The organism is Pseudomonas sp. PS01298, assembly GCF_029959745.1.
GTDB lineage: Bacteria > Pseudomonadota > Gammaproteobacteria > Pseudomonadales > Pseudomonadaceae > Aquipseudomonas > Aquipseudomonas aylmerensis.
The window spans coordinates 112,538-131,257 of the sequence record NZ_JASCPP010000002.1 but is presented as its reverse complement, the minus strand read 5'-3'; the positions used below and the strand labels follow the sequence as shown (position 1 = coordinate 131,257).

General features: G+C 66.1%; 21 protein-coding genes. 3 read left to right on the top strand and 18 right to left on the bottom strand.

The annotated features are described in order from the left end of the window. Nucleotides 1–3: 3 nt before the first annotated feature. Both QMX97_RS01830 and QMX97_RS01825 read left to right on the top strand, forming a co-directional pair. Nucleotides 4–636 carry an RES family NAD+ phosphorylase gene (locus QMX97_RS01830; RefSeq protein WP_034032868.1) on the top strand — a complete coding sequence of 211 codons (633 nt, stop codon included), beginning with the start codon at nt 4–6 and terminating at the stop codon, nt 634–636. 84 nt (nt 637–720) lie between these two features. Beyond that, entirely contained in the window at nt 721–1,080 is a 360-nt protein-coding gene (locus QMX97_RS01825) for a DUF3742 family protein (RefSeq protein ID WP_034032869.1), read from the top strand. Between the two features lie 6 nt (nt 1,081–1,086). On the opposite strand, the gene QMX97_RS01820 is transcribed toward QMX97_RS01825, so the two are convergent. The 16 genes from QMX97_RS01820 to QMX97_RS01745 form a co-directional block, all read right to left on the bottom strand. Then, on the bottom strand, nt 1,087–2,610 hold the full coding sequence (locus tag QMX97_RS01820) for a conjugal transfer protein TraG N-terminal domain-containing protein (RefSeq protein WP_034032870.1): 1,524 nt from the start codon (nt 2,608–2,610) through the stop codon (nt 1,087–1,089). Nucleotides 2,611–2,625: 15 nt separating this feature from the next. Then, nucleotides 2,626–2,997, bottom strand: coding sequence for a hypothetical protein (locus tag QMX97_RS01815; RefSeq protein WP_034032873.1), 372 nt, complete (start codon nt 2,995–2,997; stop codon nt 2,626–2,628). After that, nucleotides 2,994–4,391, bottom strand: coding sequence for an integrating conjugative element protein (locus tag QMX97_RS01810; RefSeq protein ID WP_034032874.1), 1,398 nt, complete (start codon nt 4,389–4,391; stop codon nt 2,994–2,996). Before QMX97_RS01810 ends, QMX97_RS01815 begins: the two co-directional genes overlap by 4 nt. Nucleotides 4,392–4,400: 9 nt before the next feature. Further along, on the bottom strand, nt 4,401–5,348 hold the full coding sequence (locus QMX97_RS01805) for a TIGR03756 family integrating conjugative element protein (protein ID WP_050159447.1): 948 nt from the start codon (nt 5,346–5,348) through the stop codon (nt 4,401–4,403). After that, complete coding sequence (locus QMX97_RS01800) at nt 5,345–5,791, bottom strand: TIGR03757 family integrating conjugative element protein (RefSeq protein WP_034032876.1); 447 nt, start codon at nt 5,789–5,791, stop codon at nt 5,345–5,347. Before QMX97_RS01800 ends, QMX97_RS01805 begins: the two co-directional genes overlap by 4 nt. A 162-nt stretch (nt 5,792–5,953) precedes the next feature. Next, nucleotides 5,954–6,448 carry a JAB domain-containing protein gene (locus QMX97_RS01795; RefSeq protein ID WP_034032877.1) on the bottom strand — a complete coding sequence of 165 codons (495 nt, stop codon included), beginning with the start codon at nt 6,446–6,448 and terminating at the stop codon, nt 5,954–5,956. Between the two features lie 181 nt (nt 6,449–6,629). After that, nucleotides 6,630–7,403 carry a DsbA family protein gene (locus tag QMX97_RS01790; protein WP_034032879.1) on the bottom strand — a complete coding sequence of 258 codons (774 nt, stop codon included), beginning with the start codon at nt 7,401–7,403 and terminating at the stop codon, nt 6,630–6,632. A 13-nt stretch (nt 7,404–7,416) separates the two neighbouring features. Then, nucleotides 7,417–10,296 (bottom strand): conjugative transfer ATPase, encoded by a 2,880-nt coding sequence (locus tag QMX97_RS01785; RefSeq protein WP_034032880.1) that lies wholly within the window; start codon nt 10,294–10,296, stop codon nt 7,417–7,419. Further along, entirely contained in the window at nt 10,296–10,736 is a 441-nt protein-coding gene (locus tag QMX97_RS01780) for a TIGR03751 family conjugal transfer lipoprotein (RefSeq protein ID WP_034032881.1), read from the bottom strand. The genes QMX97_RS01785 and QMX97_RS01780 overlap by 1 nt, the downstream gene beginning before the upstream one ends. Then, nucleotides 10,717–12,135, bottom strand: a complete 1,419-nt coding sequence (locus QMX97_RS01775; RefSeq protein WP_034032883.1) for a TIGR03752 family integrating conjugative element protein — start codon at nt 12,133–12,135, stop codon at nt 10,717–10,719. The genes QMX97_RS01780 and QMX97_RS01775 overlap by 20 nt, the downstream gene beginning before the upstream one ends. Further along, nucleotides 12,125–13,054: a TIGR03749 family integrating conjugative element protein gene (locus QMX97_RS01770; protein ID WP_034032886.1), complete on the bottom strand. Its 930-nt coding sequence runs from the start codon at nt 13,052–13,054 to the stop codon at nt 12,125–12,127. Before QMX97_RS01770 ends, QMX97_RS01775 begins: the two co-directional genes overlap by 11 nt. Continuing rightward, nucleotides 13,051–13,743 carry a PFL_4703 family integrating conjugative element protein gene (locus QMX97_RS01765; RefSeq protein WP_034032889.1) on the bottom strand — a complete coding sequence of 231 codons (693 nt, stop codon included), beginning with the start codon at nt 13,741–13,743 and terminating at the stop codon, nt 13,051–13,053. Before QMX97_RS01765 ends, QMX97_RS01770 begins: the two co-directional genes overlap by 4 nt. Further along, nucleotides 13,740–14,150 carry a TIGR03750 family conjugal transfer protein gene (locus tag QMX97_RS01760; protein ID WP_034032892.1) on the bottom strand — a complete coding sequence of 137 codons (411 nt, stop codon included), beginning with the start codon at nt 14,148–14,150 and terminating at the stop codon, nt 13,740–13,742. The genes QMX97_RS01765 and QMX97_RS01760 overlap by 4 nt, the downstream gene beginning before the upstream one ends. Nucleotides 14,151–14,162: 12 nt before the next feature. Further along, a complete protein-coding gene (locus QMX97_RS01755) occupies nt 14,163–14,522 on the bottom strand; it encodes a TIGR03745 family integrating conjugative element membrane protein (protein ID WP_033472245.1) in 360 nt (119 codons plus the stop codon). A 16-nt stretch (nt 14,523–14,538) separates the two neighbouring features. Continuing rightward, the gene (locus QMX97_RS01750) at nt 14,539–14,772 is read right to left on the bottom strand and encodes a TIGR03758 family integrating conjugative element protein (RefSeq protein WP_034032894.1); all 234 of its coding nucleotides are present in this window, start codon (nt 14,770–14,772) and stop codon (nt 14,539–14,541) included. Next, nucleotides 14,769–15,149, bottom strand: coding sequence for an RAQPRD family integrative conjugative element protein (locus QMX97_RS01745; protein ID WP_034032896.1), 381 nt, complete (start codon nt 15,147–15,149; stop codon nt 14,769–14,771). The genes QMX97_RS01750 and QMX97_RS01745 overlap by 4 nt, the downstream gene beginning before the upstream one ends. Nucleotides 15,150–15,355: 206 nt before the next feature. Here QMX97_RS01745 and QMX97_RS01740 point away from each other — a divergent pair, with 206 nt between their 5' ends. After that, complete coding sequence (locus tag QMX97_RS01740; protein WP_034032897.1) at nt 15,356–15,751, top strand: hypothetical protein; 396 nt, start codon at nt 15,356–15,358, stop codon at nt 15,749–15,751. Between the two features lie 28 nt (nt 15,752–15,779). Here the strand turns inward: QMX97_RS01740 and QMX97_RS01735 are convergent, their stop codons facing one another. Further along, nucleotides 15,780–16,529: a TIGR03747 family integrating conjugative element membrane protein gene (locus QMX97_RS01735; protein WP_034032899.1), complete on the bottom strand. Its 750-nt coding sequence runs from the start codon at nt 16,527–16,529 to the stop codon at nt 15,780–15,782. Next, a complete protein-coding gene (traD, locus tag QMX97_RS01730) occupies nt 16,526–18,718 on the bottom strand; it encodes a type IV conjugative transfer system coupling protein TraD (RefSeq protein ID WP_282395723.1) in 2,193 nt (730 codons plus the stop codon). Before traD ends, QMX97_RS01735 begins: the two co-directional genes overlap by 4 nt. Between the last annotated feature and the right edge of the window lie 2 nt (nt 18,719–18,720).

The window sequence follows — 18,720 nt, the reverse complement described above, 5'->3', positions numbered from 1 at the left end:
GCCATGAGCCACGAGCTGCCTTCGTTCCTGATCGATGCCGGTGAACTGCTCCAGCATGTGAGCCGCGTCGTCTATCGGGGCAGCCCGCTGTACTATGGCCGCAGCAGCACGAATCGCTACGATGACCCGGCGGGAGCCTACGGCGTGCTCTACCTGGGGCGCGACCTGCCCACGGCGCTGATGGAGTCGGTGTTTCACAAGCACCAGTGGCTTGCGGACACCAATCGCTCGATCACGCTGAAAGAAGTCCAGGCCCGGATGGTGCGCGCAGTAGGAGTTCTGGACGACATGCTCCTGGCTGACCTCACGGCGCCGGGCGTCATGGCAAGCTACTTCGGCCTGAATCTGGAGCAATTGGCCAGCCGCGACTACACGTACACGCAGCAGGTGTCCGCCCAGGTGCATGCGATGCTCGGAGATGACGGCCAGGCGCTGTTCGACGGAGTGCTCTATCCGTCGCGCAACAACTATCCCGCCAAGAGCATCGCCCTGTTCGAGCGTGCGGGAGCCAAGATCAGCGTTGTCGAGGACATCGACTTGGTTGACCATGTGGACTGGCCGCGGTTCGTTACCACCTATCGCATCGGCTTGGAACTCGATCCCGGCCCGGTGGAGCCGGAGGACGAAGCGTCCTGAAGCAGCAAGAAAGCGCATTGAAGCCTCAAACCGAATGAATTGGAGCAAAGTGAAATAGGCATTCCTCAACAGCAGGAGACGACCATGACCACGACGACCCGCACCAGCACCGCAGAACGCCTCGGCCGCACCTTTGGCCGCGGATGGCGTGCCTATGCGCGCGGCGAACGACGGGCGTCGAACTGGTTGATCTCCAAGGGAGTGCCGATAGCTGGCGCTGTCGCGCTCGTGTGGGTGGTCAAGTTGGCCGCGCTCGGGGCGCTGCTGTACACCACCTTCTGGCTGGCTCTGCTGCTGGTGTGCGTCATAGTCGTTGCCTGGATGGCCCGCAATACCGACCTGGGCGAGGAGTTGCCCGAGCCAGAATGGCGAAACGGACCAGCCGGGTTCGGCTTGTACACCTACGACGGTTTTCGCATTGATCCTCATGTCGAGGATGACTAGCAGTGATTACTTCTTCGACACGGCATTGATCGCGATACTTCCTCCCTTCCCACCGGCAGCCTTGGCATCGCCAGTGGCACCAGCGAGTCCTTGCAGCACGTTACCGGCGCGAACACCCGCCCAAGCCAAGGCCATGATCCAGAAGGTAGGTAGCACGATGAACATGGTGCCCGTGATGAACATCAGGAGCATGTCACCGAAGGCGTTGTTCAGCCCCACCAGCGGGTCGAAGTTGGTGTGCGGCCGGTTCCAGCCAAAACCCCAGCCATAAAGCGCGTCCAGAATCGTTGAATCGATCCAGCGTGCGAGTTGGAACCAGAAGTCCGTGAAGAACAGCGCGAACTGCACCACGCTGACGGTGACGACCGTCTTCAGGTCATAGGTGCCCACGACTAGCACCAGCGGGATGCAGATGACCAGCGCCATCTTCAGCAAGGCGAGCACCATGGGCAGGGATTGGCGCACGACGTCCATGGCGGGAAACGCAGCAATCGCGCCGACGGCCATCCCGACGTCGCCTGTGGCGCGCGTCACGATGTTCGGCAGGGTCTTGTCGATCTGGCCGCCGTAGTCCGTATAGACGCTGCCCTGGTTCAGTTTCTGCTGCCGCGGTGACGCGATGGCGCGAATCACCGAATCGTCCACCTCGGCCCGGCTGAGGAACCCGGCCCAGCCCGCCAGGCGATTCAGTAGGGTCGGGTCCACTTTCCCCAGCAGGCGTGCCCGCAGGCCGTTGCTGCCGTCTGACCACCACTGCCTGCAAGTCGGGTAGCCGCCGCCATTGGCAACCTGCGCGAGGCCAGCATCGCGGGTGTCGTCATAGGGCCATGCCTCGCGCGCCGTGCTGGAGCGGTAGCTGTCGTAGTAGCCACCCGTGTCCGTGAAAAAGCGCGAGCCGATCCAGGTCACGTCGTGCATCTGCTGCTCATCGAGATCCGGGCGCTGCATGAACAGTTTGGCCCGCGCAGGCCCATAGCAATCCCGAGAGAAGTCCGCGACTTCCTGAGCCAGTACCGGGTCGTCAATGCGGGTCGCGTCGATCTCCATCCTCATCTGCCGCAGGTCCGTACCGCACGGGATCGCCGCTACCGAGGCGCTCGTGACGGCGCGCGAGAGCGCGTGCATGAAGGCCCACCAGACCGGTACCTTCGCCGACTGGTTGTTGATGGTGCTGAATGACTGCGACCAGCCGGTTTCCGTGGGCTGCGGCACGCTGACCTGGCACTGCGCCGAGCGCGAGCTGTCGTACTGGATGGTGCTGAGATCCACGTCGATGAACGGAATGCCGGCGAACATCACCACCACGATGGCGACGAAGACCCGATTCTCGATACGAGCGGCCGAGAGCACCCCCTTGTTGCCTTCGTCGGCGCCTTCCGCACGAGCCTTCAGCCACTCCTGCACGACGATGGCGACGAAAGGCAGCGCAAACACCCCGCTGGACACCAGCACGGCCCAGATACCGTTGTTGACGATCCAGGACACAAGGGTGAGGTAGTACTCCAGATAGTCGGTTGTGAAGAGCGTCATGGTCCCGATCTCCCCTCAAGCGGCCTGCATCAGCAGGCTGGCTTCCAGCGCGACGATGGCGACGACGCCGGCGACTTCGGTGCGGATCAACCGGCGCCGCGCCTGGCCATCTGTCCCACTTTGGTCTTCCCGGGCCAGCACCCGGCGGCGCATCCAGAACCATCCATAGACCGTTGCCACGTACACGCACAGCCGCCAGATGAAGAAATACCCTGCGGAGGCCGCCAGCCACCGTTCCCAGCCTGCAACGCTGCCGACCAGGTAGATGCCCGCGACGTTCGCCCCCACGGCGGCGGCAACGATCAGCACCAGCCACAGCAGCGTCTTCGCCGCGCGCCGGCTGAACAGCCAGCGCAGCGGCCGCCATGCCATGCGCGCCGGGCTCATGGCCGACTCCCCGGATTGCCCTTCTGGAGCTGGTCGAGACGGTCCGGCACAGGATCGCCCTCGTAGATGCCGCGCGAGCCGGCCGCGCGCGCGCCGTGGCGCTGGATGATCGCCATGGGCGAGTTGTTCGCCAGCTCGCGCCGCAGCTCCAGTTCGGTCTTGAGGTTGCGAATCTCGCGGTCGAGTGTGTCGCTCTCGTGGTTCACGGCTTCCACGGCAAGCTCGTTGGCCGCGACATTGGGCTCCTTCTTGCCCGTGAGCAGCGTGCGCTGCAGCAGGAGCGCCTTCTCCAGCACGGACGCCAGCGCGACCTCGGACGCCAGGCGCTGCGAAAGCAGGTGCTGGTCGGGCTCGTCGCGCAGCGCCTCGATCACGCCGCGCGTGATGGGCAGCGACGCACTGCCGGCCTCGCGCAGGTTCTCCGGCGTCGTGTTCTTCGCCTTGGTCACCAGGTCCTGGAGCGCCTGCAGCTTGGCATCGTACTCTTCCTGGATCAGCGGAGTGAGCCCGACGCCCGGCGTCGTCTCGGTCTTGGTGCAGGCATCGCACGTGCGCTGCTCCTTCTCGCCGAGCACGCGCGTAGCCCACTCGACGGCGGCCTGCGGCGAGGTCCAGGTCTGGCACGAGAGACTGCTGCAACTGGCCGGCGCGATGGACGAGGTGTCGGTTACGCCGCGGCCGTTGACCAGGTTGTAGCCGGCACGGGTGACATCGCCGACGACCCTGATCGCTGGTTGGCCGGAGCCGCCCGCATTGCTGCCTCCGACCCAGGGCACGCCATCGTTGCCGCGGCGTGTCTCTGCTTGCTCGATGGCCGAGACCGCGTCGGTACTCGACACGGCATCGCGCAACGCCAGCCCTTCTGCCATCTGGCTCCAGCCGAGTTGTCCACCCGCCGTTTCGGCCATCTTCTCGGCCATCGCACGGCACGTCAGCTTGGAACGGTCGAAATCGAGTCGCGCCTGCAGCACGCCATTGGTGAGCAGGTTGTACAGACCGGGATCGGCCCGCTGGATGATCAGCGCGGGCAACGATGCCACCGCACTGGTGGCACTCTGGATCACCGACGACATGATTTGCTGGAAGCCGTTGGTGATGCCATTCAGTTGGTTCTTCAACGTGGTCTGGATGCTCATATCGCCGCAGATCAAGTTGCTGTTCCAGCCCACGCCGACGCCGAGAGAGCGCATGCCGGCCGCACGTCCCATCGACACGGCGTTGCCGCCGCCGATCGAGTACATGACGTCATCGCCGATGACGCTGCCGCTGGTCTGGTATCCCAGTTGACCCCAGGCCACGCCGCTGCCGAGCGCGAGCGCGCCGGCGAGCGCCAGGACGATCTCCGTGCGACGTGCCCGGCGGGACAACGGATTGAATGCAGGACGGAACTTCATGGCACCACCTCAGAGGAAATCGACGCTGCCCAGGAACACCTGGCCACGGCGTGAGCAGCAGGCATACGGCCGCCACAGCGCCCATGCGTAGTCGCCTTGCTGCGCCTGGGTAAGGAAGCCGCTGCGCGGGAAGACCGTGCAGGACGACGACAGGACGGGCGTGAGTTCTTGCCACTTGCCGGTCGAGGCATCGCCCTCCATCAGCGCGCCGGCTGGCCAGTAGCCGTCGCGGGAGTTCGCGAGCAACGGCTGATAGACGTGGATCTGCCCCCGGCGAGTGACCACATCGCCCGCACGCTGGGCCACCACTGCGCTGGCCTTGAAGTCGTCGGTTTGGTGCAGGAAGCCGCCACGGGGATACACGTTGCCCCACAGGTTCATCGTGGTGCGTGCGCCGACCTCGCGCCGGCCCGGAATCAGCGCTTCCGGGTAGGCCATCTCGGGCACGTTGTAGCGCCAGGCCAGCGTATCCAGGGTGCTGAGCAAGTACGGCATGAACGCCGTGCCCGCGCCCTCACAGAAGTAGCCCGACGACGAGGCGAACTGGTTGAACACCTCGGCACCGGGGTGGCCGATGACGTCCGCGTTTTTGAATTTTGCGAGATTGTTTTCGTGATCCTCGTTTGTGGTCCCATCGCCGCCCGCTTGGGCCGACGGGTTGGGTGTGCCCATTGCCCGGACTTCGACCCAGGGGTTTTCGCCGGTATTCGAGTACGACGACACCACCGCGTCGGGAACGTAGTGGCGCACTTTCGTGGACGTGCGCACGGTGCAGCCCGTCCATGTGCAATAGAGCCAGTAGCAGATGCCGACGACGCGGTATTCGAGGCAGTCGGGCGATGCCACCGATCCGATGACGGTCGCTGTATTGAGGGCGTAGCTACCCGTGGCGCTGAGCAGCAGCAACGAAGCCACGCCAGCGCGCAGGCGGCGCATCAGGTCGAATGGTCGGGTCACGGCTGGTTCCTCCGGTGCTGCTCGATGCGCGCGACAGCGCGAGCCACGTCCGGCTCGCCATAGACCACGTAGCGTTTGTCCACCACGACGGCTGGAATGCTGGTGATGCCCAGGCTCCATGCGTCGGTGACGCCTTGGTATGCGGAAGCGATGCGGCGCTGTAGATCGGCACCGCCGACATTCAGCCGGCGCTTGACGATGGCCGTCGCCTGTTCGGGGTCGGTGGGCAGTCCCGCGGAAAGCTCCGCTTCAATCCGGTGGGCTTCGTCCAGCTCGATCAGCTGCTCGCCGCCCCTGTTCTTGACCGGGTGGCGGCTGTCGGTGACGACCACCACGTCGGCGGCGAAGGTGGCCGGGCTGAAAACGGCCAGGGCTGCCGGCAGCGCCACGGCCAGGCCGAGGGTTCGCCAGCCCGGCGCGAACCTGGAAAGAGATGCTGGCATGTCGCGTGCCCTTGAAGTTGATCAGAGCAGTAGTCAAACGCGAAGCCGATGCGGCCCCAACAAACAATGCGCATCGCGCACTGCCCGCATACCTGCTTGTCTCGCGCCCACGAAAAAGCGGAGGCCGAAGCCTCCGCGTGGATCAGGGAGCCGATGCCGTCGCTACAGCAGGCCGGATTCCGCGAACGAGTACGGCGTGCCTTGGCCGACGATCAGGTGATCCAGCACCCTCACGTCGATCAGCGACAACGCGGCCCTCAGCGTTTGGGTCAACGCGCGATCCGCGCTCGATGGGTCCGTGCAGCCCGAAGGGTGTTGGTGGCTGAAAATGACCGCAGCAGCGTTCAGTTCCAGGGCACGCTGCACGATCGGGCGCGCATGTACCGTGGTCGAATGGACTGTGCCTTTGAACGTCGGTTCATAGGCCAGTACCTCGTGCATGTTGTTCAAATACACGACGGCGAAGATTTCGTTGGGCTCGGCGGCCAGTTTCAGGCGCAGGTAGTCCTTAACGGCCGCAGGCTGATCCAGGGAAGGCCCCTTCTTGAAGACCCGCTGCTCCAGCAGCGCGATGGCTTGCCGGATGATCCAGTCATCGGATTGGGACGCTGGGGCAAAACGTGGCTCCACGCAGGAGTCATTGACGACGAGTGACATGGCGAACCTCCAGAATGTGAACGGAGGGCGCCAGCCTGAGAGGGCAAGCCCTCCTGGGGATGGAAACAGCGGAACAAGGTGCATCTATCACCGCGCAGCGGTGATTGTTCGCAGCCGGGATGCGAAGCGAACGGGTAGCGGTCAGCGCGGCGATCCGCACCGTAGCCTCAAAGACCGAGGGCTACCTGGGCATGTCGCCGACAACGTCGGCAGGCATCTCGGATGTGGGGGTGGCGGGCGAACCCGCCGCGTCGCTGGACATTTCCCCGGCCGCCAGCATGTCCATGGCCGAGAGCAAGGCATCGCCCTCGATCGGCCCTTGCAGCACGATGGCCTGGCCCGTCTGGCGATCGAGCAGTCGCAGCGACGGCGTGGCGGTCACGCCGCTCTTGGTCGCTTCCGCGGCCTGGGCGCTGATGGCCGCGTTGGGCCGCTCACTCGCCATGCACTGCTCGATGGCTGACGTTGTTTCTGGGTAGCGCAAGCCATCGGGCAAGCCCTGGCCGTCGCTGCGCGTGTGGGCATAGACCCATTCGACCGCCTGCCAGAACGCCGCATGCCCGCCTGCTTCGGCAGCGCACTCGGCCAGACGTGCCTCGTCCGACGCGGCAGGCTCGTGCGCAGCCAGCGGCTGGTGATGCCATTGCAGTGCGACGTCGGTGTTGCTGCCGACCCACCGCTTGAGCTGCGGGAAGTACTCCCGGCAGAACGGGCATTCCAGGTCGGCATAGAGTGTCAGCGTGAAACGGCCGTCAGGGTTGCCCATCTGCCAGGGTGGCCCAGCGACCTGCGCCGTGCTGACCGGCGCGGGCGACGGCGCTGAGGATCCGCCGGGCGACCGGGACACGAGCCAGATCAGCAGCAGCGCGACCAGCGCAGCAGCCAATACCCAGGGCCAGCGGCGACGGCGGAACGCCTGGACCTGCATCGGAATGGAAGGACGTTTCTGGTCCATGGCGTTCTCCGGTTTACGACAGTTCCAGGGCCTGCGACTCGATGCCGCGTGCCTGGTCGATCTTCTCGGCCACCTTGAAAGCCGCTTCCAGTTCGGTGCAGCCGTACTGCTGCATGAGCTGGTAGCGTTCGGCCTTCTCCTCGGGTTCTGTCTGCGCGAGGGCGAGGTACAGGCTCGGCGGCACGGCGCGGAACAGCACTTCCATGCTCTTGGAGAGGATGACGCCTTCTGTGAATTTCCCCGCCTCTTTGCGCGCCGAAAGCATCAGCGCCTTCTGCGCAGGCGAGAGTTCGCGGAACCGCGCGATCTTCTCGACTTCATCGGGCGGCATGCTGAGACAGATCCACCACTCGATCATGTTGAGCATGGGCTCCGCGGCGCGCGGCAGATCGTCGATATTTTGTGTAGCCAGCCAAAACCAGGCCCCTAGCTTCCGCCACATTTTTGTGATCTTGACCACGTAGGGAGCGAGCAGCGGGTTCTTGGTGATCACGTGACCTTCGTCGGTCACGTTGATGATCGGGCGCCCCAAATACTGGTCGCGCTCAGCGATGTTGTTCACCGTGCTGATCAAGCTGATGTAGGCGATGGAGAGCTGCGCGTTGTAGCCTTCGCGGGCGTATGTCGCCAGATCGACCAGGGTGATGTCGGCCTCGGGCCACGGCGTGCCGTCGCGGTCGAACATCTCGCCGTCCGTGCCTTGGCAGAACATGTCCATTGCGTCCGCCATCTCCAGCAGCCGCACGCGGCGCATCTCGGGCAGCGTCGGGTCCTGGCCGCGGGTGCGCAGCGCGTTGCGCACGTCGCGCGTGAGAACGGTGCGCTTCTCGCTACCACCTCCACCGTGGCAGTGCTCGGCGGCGTCGAGGATGCACTGCCGGATTAACGAGCGGTCGGCCCGCGTCATCCGGGCTTCTTCCTTGTCTTCGCCGCCCGTGATCATCAGCCTGGCCGTGATCTCCAGTTCGCCCAGCACGTCGCGCTGCTCGTCCGCTTCCATGGCTGAGGCGTCGGGGGGTACGTCCTCGTCCAGCGCATCGGCATCGAGTGTCTGCACGTCGCTCGGCGTTTCGATCAGCCGGCGCGCATCGGCGAACGGTGCCAGGCTGATGCCCGAGCCAGGGGCCAGCTTGACCCGGTTCACCGTCAGCCCGAGCTTGCGTGCGAAGTCGCTGAACAGACCGAAGCTGTTGCCGGCCTCCACGATGAACAGCCGCGGGCGGTATATCGCCGTGACTTGGTTCAAGAGGTTGTTAAGCGTTGCGGACTTCCCCGAGCCCGTAGGGCCGAACAGAAACAGATGGGCGTTCATCTGCCGATCCAATCTGTTCAAGGGGTCAAACGTAATCGGGCCGCCACCGCGATTGAACATCGTGATGCCGGGGTGCCCCGTACCTTGGGCGCGGCCCCACACCGGCGACACGTTCGCGATGTGCTGCGCGAACATCAGTTGGGTGTACCACTTGCGCCGATCCTGGCCAGGGTTGTAGCAGCACGGCAGCCAGCGCAAGTAGCTGTTGAGCGGTGCCACCTCGTCGTCCTCGCGCACCGGCTGCAAGCCGGCGTTGAGCATGACGTTCGCCAGGTCCAGGCCGCGCCGGTCCAGTTCCGCTTCGTCGCGTCCGCGCAGGTAGAACGCCAGCGTTCCCCGGTAGAGCTTGTGCGCGCTGCCGATCAGGGACCGTGCCTCCTGCACGTCCTTGAGCGTCTGCTCCGACGCCAGCGTCTCGCCCACCGCCTTCTTCGCCAGGTGGTTGAGGTCCGCTTCCAGCACATCCTGCGGCGTGGCGACCATCGTGAGACACATCAGGGTGTCTTCCGGCATCTGGTCGAACAGCGTGTTGATCGCATCCCCTTTGCGGGTTTCGCCTGTCAGGTGTCCGGTGCCGGGCGGCATACGCAGGCGGTCGGTGATTAACACGCGATGCGGCATGCCGTCGAAGTACCAGGTGCCGTGCTCCACGTCGGAGCGTGGCTGACCGAAGAACAGCCGCTGGCTGAAATCCCGACCGCTCGCCAGCTCGATTTCGCCGTCCTCGGCCTCGTCGGGGTAGCGCGCCAGCGCGTAGAAGCGCTCCCGATCCTCTGCACTCGGCCCGAGCATCGCCGGGCGCGGATTGAACCACCGCAGCAGCCAGTCGTGGACGTCGGCTGCGACCATGCGCCGTGCCTGGATGCCGGCGTTCGCCAAGCCGCCGCACAGGCGGTCGCAGACGATGTTCAACATCTGCTCGGGCGTCTGGCCGCGGCGGTTCGCCTGCCCGGTGGCACGCCGATAGACGACCATGCGAACCCGCCGCGTCTGGCCGCGCCAGCGAAGGCGAGTCACTACCGTGTCCTCGAAAAGTCCACCGGGCTTGGCGACCGCGCGCAGGTGGTGGCTGAAGAAGCGAAGGTAGAACTCGGTGAACGCGGTGCCGCGGGCGCGCGGCTGCACGTAGTTGCGCAGGTTCTCCATGTACTGGTCGAAGCTGGGTTCGTCCTGGGCGTAGAGCTGGAGCACCCAGGGGTTTTCGTCCAGCTCATCGAACGAGTCCTGGAGCGCGTTCTCCAAGGCGTCGCGGGCATGCGCGAGCCAGCCGGGTTCCCGGCCCTCGGTGCCCAGCGGCACCAGCTCGTAGAAGGCAGCGACCGACTGCCCATCCTCCAGCAGCATGGACTTCGACTGCGGCAGGAACTCCACCCAAGGCAGCAGTTCCGCGAACGACGGCGCGACGTCGTACAGCGCCTGCTCGTTGGCTACCGTCGCCGGCCTGCGGCCTTGGAGTGCTGCACCGGGTTCGGGGATGCCGGCCTGGTGCAAGGCGTCGACGTGGCGCTGCCAGCCGTCCGGCTGCTCGTCATCGCCGGCGCCGGATGCGGCAAACTTCGACCAGGGTAGTTTCCAGCGCATCAGTAGTCCTCCACGCGCTCGCCCGGCATGGCGTACTGCACCCGTTGGTACAGGGGGAAGACCGTCGTGTAGCCCGGCACGGGTACGGGGTCCGTGCCCGCCAAGTGCGGGTACACGTACATCACCAGGTCGGGATTGGGCAGGCGGTGAAACTGGCGATAGACCTCGTTGCGTGCCGTGCGCGTGTAGCGCATCTGTTCGGCGGGCGCGGCCTGCACGTCGGCCTCGGTCAGCGGCCGGCGCAGGCTCTGGCGCGCGTCGAGCAACTGCCGGCGCGCGACCTGGCCGGTGCCACCGCCGCCGCCACCCGTTTCCTGCTGCCAGATGTCCATCATGGTGCGGTCGCTATGGGTCAGCAGTTCTTCCTTGCTGGTGGCGCAGCCGCCGAGCACAGCGACGGCGAGGGCCAGCGCCAGGCCCTTAATCGAGTTCGAGCGCATGGCTTTCTCCTGCACGGTGATCGACCTTGCGGCCTTCGGGGTCGTGATCGATGGCCAGCGGTTTTTCGAGGTGGACAGCGACCTTGGCGCCGGGCTGCACATAGACGGCGGCGAAGGCCTGGCCGTAGAGCTTGTTGACCCAGGCCGACATGTCACGGACGCCGCCCGCGAGGATCTGGCCGACTGCTTCCTGGCCGCTGATGCCCACGGTGCCGATGGAACCGTCCGAGCCGACATAGGACATGCGGCCGCTGTCGCTCTCGATGAGCGAGGCCACGCCGGCACCGGCCGCCGTGATCAGGGCCTGCGAGCCGAGGTATTGCTGGGCATTGCTGCGCCGCTCGCCGCTGACGCAGGGGATGCCGTGCGGATCGCTGATCCAGCCTAGGCCGTCGCGCTGCTGGTTGTTCTGCTGATTGCCTTCGCGGTCTTCGGGGATGGTGCGAATCGTGCCGTCGTTGAAGACGAAGGTGATACTGCGCACCTGGCCGCGCACGCATGAGAGCGTCCAGTCGCCCGAGGCGGTTCCGCTGAACACAGCGCCGGCCACGTCGGGAATATCAATCCCATTGGCCGTGAGGTTGTCCGGCCCGACCAGCACCTTGAAGGGGTACGGATCGTTCACCGTCCCGTCGATCGGTACGCGGCCGATCAGCGCCGTCATCGCCACGGAGCCCATCAGCGTGGAGTTGGTCGGCACGGTATAGACCGGCTTGGCGCTCTTGACGCCTGCTGCACGTGCGCCGGCGTTCGCCACGTTCTCCATGGTGGTTTCCAGCGTGCTTTGCGCGGGGCCGAAGCTCGTCGGGAAGCTCATGCCGCTGCCCGTGCCACGACCGTTGTTGCGGCCCTCGGCCTTCTTCGCGTCGTCCGGTTCGACCCACCGCACGCCGCCTTCCATGCCGGCTTCGTCGCCATCGCGCAGCCCCAGGCCCACAGGCAGATCGGCATGGCCGCCGCCACGCCCGCCGATGCTGTCCAGACGCCGCTGCAGGTCGGCGAGCAGCCCTTCAGTCTGCTGGCGCGCACTGGTCGCCTGTTCCTGGTCGCGGCGCAGGTTCGAGCGCTCGGATTCGAGGGCCGAATTGATGCGTTGATCGATGGAGTTCTCGCGCTGGCGCAGCCGCTGGTTTTCCTCGCGCTGCGACTTGTTGTCGGTTAGCGCGGTCTGAAGCTCGGTACGCAACTGCTTTACCTGGGCGACGAGCGTTGCCACGGTATCGCGGGGGGTATCGCCTTCGATGCCCAATGCCTTCATTTCCTCGGGCGTGAGCTTGGAGCCGGCATCCGCAGCGGGCGGTGCCGACGTGCTTCCGCCGGAGAACAGCCGGATGGCAACGAACAGCACCAGCAAGGCGACCGGGATCATCAGCCACTTGAGCAGGCCGTTACTGCGCATGGCGGGCCCCCTTGCCGTCGTCGGCTTCAGCTTCCGGCTGCGCCAGGTGCGCAGCGGGGTCGAAGCGGTGGATCGCCGGCAGCAGCGATTGCGCGAGGCCGTGCCCACGCGTCACCAGGTACAGGACGGTCGTGTCCTCGGGAGATCCGCGCGGACCCAATGATTCGTGCTGGAAGGTTGCGGTGAGGAAGTCGCCTTGCAGCACGCGCGGGTCGAGCGTGACCCAGCCGCTGCTGCTGTTGGTCAGACGCACGGCGGTGACCCACTGGTCTTCCAGACGCCACGACGCGAGCGCGACCGCGCGCACCGGCAGCGTCGGCATCAGCGTGCCGAGGTCGAGGTCACGGCGCAGGTTCACCCGCATGACGCCTGGCAGCGGCTCCACGGTGCGCAGGGGCGCGTAAAGGTTCTGAGCGGCGAAGCGCGTCAGGACGACCGAAACCGGGGTTTCGCGCCGCGCCGCATGAGCGCCTGTCTGATTCTGGGCGCGTGCCGGGGCCTCATCGGCACCGCCTGCCTGATCGCCATAGCGCGCCGGGGTGCTGCTGCCCTCGACGATGCGCACCGGCTCCAGCTCGGCCTCGCCGTCCTTGGGCGGCTCGGCCGCGATGTCGAGCAGGAACAGCGCGCCCGTGTCGGCGTCCTGCAATTGCAGCCGCGTGGGCTCGATCGGCTCGCTGGCGCGCAGGTACACCGCGCCACCCGCGCTCTGCACGCGCAGGCGTTCGCCCACGCCCGCCGGCACGCCCACGCGGACGTTCCGGTCGATGAACACGATGCGCTCCTGGCCTACCTTCAGCGGCAGCGCGAGCGGCATGCGTTCCCAGCGCAGGATTTCGACCGCGCGGGCGGCGGGGGACATGACCACTGTGGTGGCCACGGCCAACAGCCCCAGCAGCGTGAATGCAGGATGCTTCATGGGGTGTTTCCTCCTTGGGGCGCTTGCGAAGACAGGCCGCCAGGCGCCGGGCGCGTCGGCTCCGGGGCGCTGATGCGTTGGGGCGCGCCGTCGTAGCAGTCCAGCGCCAGGCCGAACGGGTTGCGGGCTGGATCGACGTCCACCCGCGTGACCTTCACCGGGTAGCGCACGAGCGCGCGCTTAACCTGCTCGGCGCCGTAGTACTCGTCGGCGGTGATGTCGAGCGTCACCACCCAGTCGCGGTCGGAGACCACGCGCACGCGCGCCGTGGGGTCGTCGCCATAGCCGCGGCCGGGGATTTCGTAGATACCGCGCACGCGCTGGCGCAGCTCGCCCGTGCTGCGGCGGTAGTCGTAGTCCGCGCGCAGGAAGGCCTGGCAGGACGGGGTGAGGTACGGCGAGAGCGTGTGGAGGTTGCGCGGATAGTCCTCTTCGCCGTTCGTCGGCCAGCGGTTGAGGGTCTGGAACACGTAGAACGTGAACGCATAGACCGATTCGGGCGGCACTTCCCACCACTTGCGGGTGCTGCCGGAGCGCAGGTCGGGCGGGACGTGGATGGTCAGGTCGCGCGGCGCGCTCCACCAGCCCCCGCCCATGACCAGGGCGACGATGACCAGCGCGCCAGCCCCCAGGCGAAGCGTCTTGATGTGCGCCTGCAGGTGGGTGATCTCGTTCTTGAACCGGCTCATCGTGCCCCCCTTGCGGCAGACCTTCGGGTGGACCAGAAGCCGGAGCGCGAGATCAGCACGTGGCCGCCTACCCATCCCGCCATCAGCGGATGGCGCGTGGCGATGCGCCATTGCAGTTGCCGGTACAGCCAGGTATCGGGACGCCCGCGCTTGAGCCGGCGCAGGATGCCGCCGCCGATGAAGACGCCCAGGGCCACGCCCAGGACGACGAACGTCGGCGCGATGGCGATCGTGCGGAACACCCAGGACAGCGGCGCACCGACCAGCAGGCCGGCGGCGCCGGACAGGCCGCAGCAGATCCACAGTTCGTCGGCGGTGAGGCCGCGCACGACAACGGGATGGCGGTTGAGCCGGTGCGGAAGGAACGTGACCGTCCCGTCCGCACGGACGTGCTGCTGCTCGGACATACCGGCCTCGCCTTACAGGATGCCGGTGGCTTCGGTGAGCAGCCAGATGCCGATCACGAGCAGCACGGCACCGATCGCGACGGTGAGGCCGAACTGGCCCCAGGTCTTGCGGCCGGTGTGGATTTCCGCGTAGGTGCCGTAGGCGTGGTAGCAGACGCCGATAAACATCGACGCCACGACCAGGAGCGCCACGAGCATGATGATGTCGTAGCCGTAGTTCCTGATCGTTTCCATGATGCCGTTGCCGGTGCCGCGGGTCGGGTTCTCCAACTGGGGAAGCCCCTGCGCGAACGACAGCGCGGGCAGCGTGGCGGCGCCCAGTGCCACGGCGGCGCGCTGGGCAAGACGGGAATGGAGGATGCGGTTTTGCATGGTCGTGCCTTTCGGTTCAGGAGAGAAGGAAGAAGCTCAGGACGAGGTACATCGCGACGAAGCGGATGCAGACGCCGAGGAACTGGCGCTGGTTGAGGCGGCTCTCTGCCCACCCCACGTAGGCCGTTCGGATGGCCCAGACGCCCCAGGCGAGCAGGACCGCGAACACGGCGCCGACCAGGACGGTCGCCATCACCGAAGGCGCGATGCCGCTGTTGGCTTGAAATGCCGAGACCTGGGCGCCGTTCATTGCTTGGCTTCCGTAGTCCTCGGCGATGGCGAAGCGGACCGCTCGGTGCGGTAGTCGCCGGCCAGTTCGGAGGGGTCGCGCGGCTGGGCACGCGACGGTGTGAGATGGGTCCGGATGCCGGCGCGCACGCGCGCCAGGTCAGCCAGCAACCGCGGGTAATCGAAGTGGTAGCGCTCGCCCGGCTGGATGGGGGCACGCGCGGCGCTGTCGGCGACGGTGCGCTCCAGCGCGTCGAGCTGGCGCAGCGCGGCGACCAGCTCCTGGCGCTGTGCGGGGGACTCGGCCAACGCCATCGGGCACTGACCCAGCAGCAGGGCCGTCACGAGAAAAATGGGCACGCCGCGATGCGCGGCGCGCTGCCAGATCGGAGCCAACATCGCGCCATTCCTGTGTGATCAGCAATGGCTTGATCGTGGGCAGCGAGGGGCTTTTAGGCCGCAAACAATAGGAATTCGCGCATGCCCGGATTGATGGACTTGCGCTCGGTCTCAGGGTCTGGAGAGCGGGAAAGAACGCCGCGTCAGCGTGGCGAGAAACTGGCGTCGGCTTTGGGAGCGCAAGCGCCTTCGGGTACTCTTTCAGTATGCCGCTTCCCCAATTCCCTTGCCACATGCACTACACGCTGGACGGTCGTCGTGCCGTGCCGTGCCGTGCCGTGCCGTGCGAGAGCATTGCCGAGTGGGGCGCCTGGTTTTCAGTAGCTGATCGGCGCGTGGTGGAGACCTGGATCGATGACGTCTGTATCTTCACGGTCTTTCTTGGGCTGGACCACAACCACGGACTTGGTGGCGATCCACTCCTGTTCGAGACGATGGTCTTTGTGGATGGTGTGACGCACCAGATGCGCCGGTACTTCATCTGGGAGGAAGCGGAAGCCGGCCACGCCGAGATGACCGAGTTGATCCGAGCCGAAATGCAGGAAGCGCAGGTGCGCGCTGCGCAGGCCTGGGAGCAGGTGCATGCGCGGATGAAGGCCTGAGCATCAGCGCTGCGCGGCGTGCTCTACTTCAGAGGTACTTCTTGAAGCTCCCCGCGGTCAGGGATACCGCCAGCCCCAGCAAGGCGGCGCTCGGCAACAGGATTAGCAGTGGATGCACCGAGATCGGCAAGGCCAGATAGGTGACCCACGGCAGCACGGCCAGCGGCATCAGGCTCGCCTTCGCGCGGTGGTAGATGAAGCCCGATTCCCGGCCTGCGCCGAACCGGCGCACGTCCCGCCGCACAAGACCGTCGATCAGGCCAACGAACGCCGCAGTGAAGATCAGTGGCAACGTGAGCACCAGGACCAGCAGGCGCACGAGGAACGTGAGCGTCGTGAAAGCCGCGGCGATCAGGTAGCTCTCGGTCCAGACATAGACCTGGCTGATGTAGTAGCGGAAGTTGCGTGTCTGCCCGTGGCTGGGTGCGCGGGCGCGCTCGGCGGTCTGGCTCATGCGCTCCAGCAGCCCAGAGCGAACGAATACCCATTCGTAGCCGGTGTCCACCAACTCGTGCGCCGTGCGCCCCGGTTCCTGCACGACCACGCTGCGCGTGAAGTGGCTGGACAGGTGCCCCAGTTCGTACTGCAACATCTGCTGCGAGTGCCGCCAGCCCTGGTCCTTCCAGAACAGGTGCATGCCGACGCACTCCACGACGATCGAGAACAGCAGTGAGCCGATCAGCACCCCGAGCAGCCGAAACGGCAAGGTGATGGTGCCGACGATCAGGCCCTGACGCTGGTTCTGCTCCCGTTGCGCAGTCGAGGCGGCGTCCTTCATGGCGAGGCCTCGTTGCCGGAGCCATCGCCGGTGGTGGTGGTCACCGCGGGAGGTTCGGCCGCAGCGGCGTCATCCAGCAGGTCGTCGGGCAGGCGCGTGTCCTGCAGGGCCGGGGAACTGGTGAACTCCCACCACTGCGTCGCTTCGCTGTAGCTCTGGCGCATGTACCCGGCCAGTTGCTGCAAGTCTGCCGGCATCACTTCGTCCGGGTCCGGCGCCGGCAGCGGCATGCGCACTTTCCAAAGCTGGCCGCCCTGCAGCAGCGCGAAGCACTGGCCTTTCGGCAGGCCGACGACGTGCGACGGCTCGATCATCGGCACGCTGGACATGCTGATGCGGTCCTGGGTGTTCGACGTGAAATCCGTCGCCCCGCGAATGTCCGAGCTGTCGGTCGCACCGCTGACGATGGTGGTCGTATAGACCTCGACCTTCGGCAATTGCCGGGTCAGCAGTTCGGCGGTCGCGGTCTCGCGCACGCGCAGCATGAACAGGTTGTTGAAATTCCCGATCACCTGACCAGCTTTCGCGCGGTTGCTGATGCGGGCCTCAATGTCCGAGAGGGTCTGCGTGTAGGCGGTGACTTGCAGGCCGGCACCGCCGCCCTTGTTGATCAGCGGGATGAATTCGTCGCCCATCAACTCGTTGAATTCGTCGGCGTGGACATTGATCGGCACGCGCGCACCGGCCGATGCGCCCGGCAGCCCGTCATCGATCTCATGCTTGTAGATATGCCCGGCGACCGACACGAGATCGCTGAACATCGAGTTGCCGACCGCTGCGGCAACCTCGGCATCGGAGAGCGCATCCAGGCCCACATAGACGATGGCCCTCTTACGGATGATCTGCATCCAGTCGAAGATCGGGCGCGGGTCGGCCAGGTCGGAGTAGTTCGGGGCCAGGAGCTGCGCGATCTTGCCGCTGGTGAGCTTCTCCAGCAGCGGCAAGAGGCTGGCTACGATCTTGTCGAAGTACGTCTTGTCGTAGCGAACCGCCGAGCGCAGGCCATCCAGCACCGGGTCGTAGTTGCGCGCCTGCGAGAGGTACTGCTCCAGCGCCACCACGCGCTTCTCGCGCCCGATCATGTTGCGCGGGATGTTCTTCTCGTTGAGCTTGGCCTCGATCTGGACGATCACCTCCCAGGCCTTGGGCTCGGTCTTGGCGAAGTAGTGCTGGGCGTACTCGATGAACAGCGCGTCGATGTTGATGACGTGCCGCTGGATCAGCATGTAGTCGGGCCGCTGTCCCAGCTCCACCAGGGCGCGGGCGATGATGTTGACGAATCGCCACGCAAACTCTCGGAAGGCGGCTGAGTTGCCTTCGCCGGAAAGCTGCCCCGCGACGCGGGTGGCCACCTCGCTGATGCGGCCGAAGCGGCCCACGGCGTTGTAGCGTGCGGAGATGTCCGGCCAACCCAGGTGGAAGACGTAGAACTCGCCTTCGCGGCCCGCGCGCAGGGCTTCGACGTACATCCGCTTCAGGAGATCGGCATCGCCCTTGGGGTCAATGACGATCACCACCTCGTGCTCGCCCGCGGCGTTCACGCGCCGGATGTCCTGCGTCACGAACAGTTCGGCCAGCCGGGTCTTGCCGACGCGCGTGGTGCCCAGTACCAGTGAGTGGCCGACGCGCTCGCCCAGCGGCAGGCTGACGTCCACCTCCTCGGGTTCGATGCCGTGCAGGCGCGGCAGGCCACCCACAGGTGGCAGCGGCCGCACCGGGTTGAAAGGCACGTCCCAGCCGGTGAGTTTCGACAGCCGGGACAGCGGGAACGGCGCGAACTCCAGCCGTTCTTCCAGCCGTCGCGCCAGCCGGTAGGCCGGTGTCGGCTCGACGTAGCGGCGGAACTCCGGCCGGTACGTCTGCATGAGCCTATGGGTGTGCTTCTGCTCCCACAGGAACCCGCGCCCCACGAACAGCCGTTGCTGGCTGACCGGCACGTCCTTGCTGGTCATCACGTAGCGCGGCAGCCTGCGGATATTGCGCCGGTAGCGCAGGATGACGCGGGCATCGCGGTAGCGGATGGCGCCGTAGGCACCGAACGCCAACGCACCGCCGACGCCCATGGCGGGGCTCAGCGCGAGCGACCAGGGGGCCACCAGGGACAGAAACGCGGCGCCTGCACACGCCGCGACGGTATATAGCTCCACCGCTGGGCGAAGCAGCACCTCGACCGGCTGTTTCCCCGACATGG

Coding starts and splice junctions, on each gene's coding strand:
- QMX97_RS01735 (WP_034032899.1), bottom strand. CDS start 16,529: ATGAAGGACGCCGCCTCGACTGCGCAACGGGAGCAGAACCAGCGTCAG.
- QMX97_RS01760 (WP_034032892.1), bottom strand. CDS start 14,150: ATGTCCGAGCAGCAGCACGTCCGTGCGGACGGGACGGTCACGTTCCTT.
- QMX97_RS01770 (WP_034032886.1), bottom strand. CDS start 13,054: ATGAAGCATCCTGCATTCACGCTGCTGGGGCTGTTGGCCGTGGCCACC.
- QMX97_RS01740 (WP_034032897.1), top strand. CDS start 15,356: ATGCCGCTTCCCCAATTCCCTTGCCACATGCACTACACGCTGGACGGT.
- QMX97_RS01775 (WP_034032883.1), bottom strand. CDS start 12,135: ATGCGCAGTAACGGCCTGCTCAAGTGGCTGATGATCCCGGTCGCCTTG.
- QMX97_RS01830 (WP_034032868.1), top strand. CDS start 4: ATGAGCCACGAGCTGCCTTCGTTCCTGATCGATGCCGGTGAACTGCTC.
- QMX97_RS01755 (WP_033472245.1), bottom strand. CDS start 14,522: ATGCAAAACCGCATCCTCCATTCCCGTCTTGCCCAGCGCGCCGCCGTG.
- traD (WP_282395723.1), bottom strand. CDS start 18,718: ATGTCGGGGAAACAGCCGGTCGAGGTGCTGCTTCGCCCAGCGGTGGAG.
- QMX97_RS01790 (WP_034032879.1), bottom strand. CDS start 7,403: ATGGACCAGAAACGTCCTTCCATTCCGATGCAGGTCCAGGCGTTCCGC.
- QMX97_RS01815 (WP_034032873.1), bottom strand. CDS start 2,997: ATGAGCCCGGCGCGCATGGCATGGCGGCCGCTGCGCTGGCTGTTCAGC.
- QMX97_RS01765 (WP_034032889.1), bottom strand. CDS start 13,743: ATGAGCCGGTTCAAGAACGAGATCACCCACCTGCAGGCGCACATCAAG.
- QMX97_RS01810 (WP_034032874.1), bottom strand. CDS start 4,391: ATGAAGTTCCGTCCTGCATTCAATCCGTTGTCCCGCCGGGCACGTCGC.
- QMX97_RS01795 (WP_034032877.1), bottom strand. CDS start 6,448: ATGTCACTCGTCGTCAATGACTCCTGCGTGGAGCCACGTTTTGCCCCA.
- QMX97_RS01745 (WP_034032896.1), bottom strand. CDS start 15,149: ATGTTGGCTCCGATCTGGCAGCGCGCCGCGCATCGCGGCGTGCCCATT.
- QMX97_RS01780 (WP_034032881.1), bottom strand. CDS start 10,736: ATGCGCTCGAACTCGATTAAGGGCCTGGCGCTGGCCCTCGCCGTCGCT.
- QMX97_RS01825 (WP_034032869.1), top strand. CDS start 721: ATGACCACGACGACCCGCACCAGCACCGCAGAACGCCTCGGCCGCACC.
- QMX97_RS01820 (WP_034032870.1), bottom strand. CDS start 2,610: ATGACGCTCTTCACAACCGACTATCTGGAGTACTACCTCACCCTTGTG.
- QMX97_RS01800 (WP_034032876.1), bottom strand. CDS start 5,791: ATGCCAGCATCTCTTTCCAGGTTCGCGCCGGGCTGGCGAACCCTCGGC.
- QMX97_RS01785 (WP_034032880.1), bottom strand. CDS start 10,296: ATGCGCTGGAAACTACCCTGGTCGAAGTTTGCCGCATCCGGCGCCGGC.
- QMX97_RS01750 (WP_034032894.1), bottom strand. CDS start 14,772: ATGAACGGCGCCCAGGTCTCGGCATTTCAAGCCAACAGCGGCATCGCG.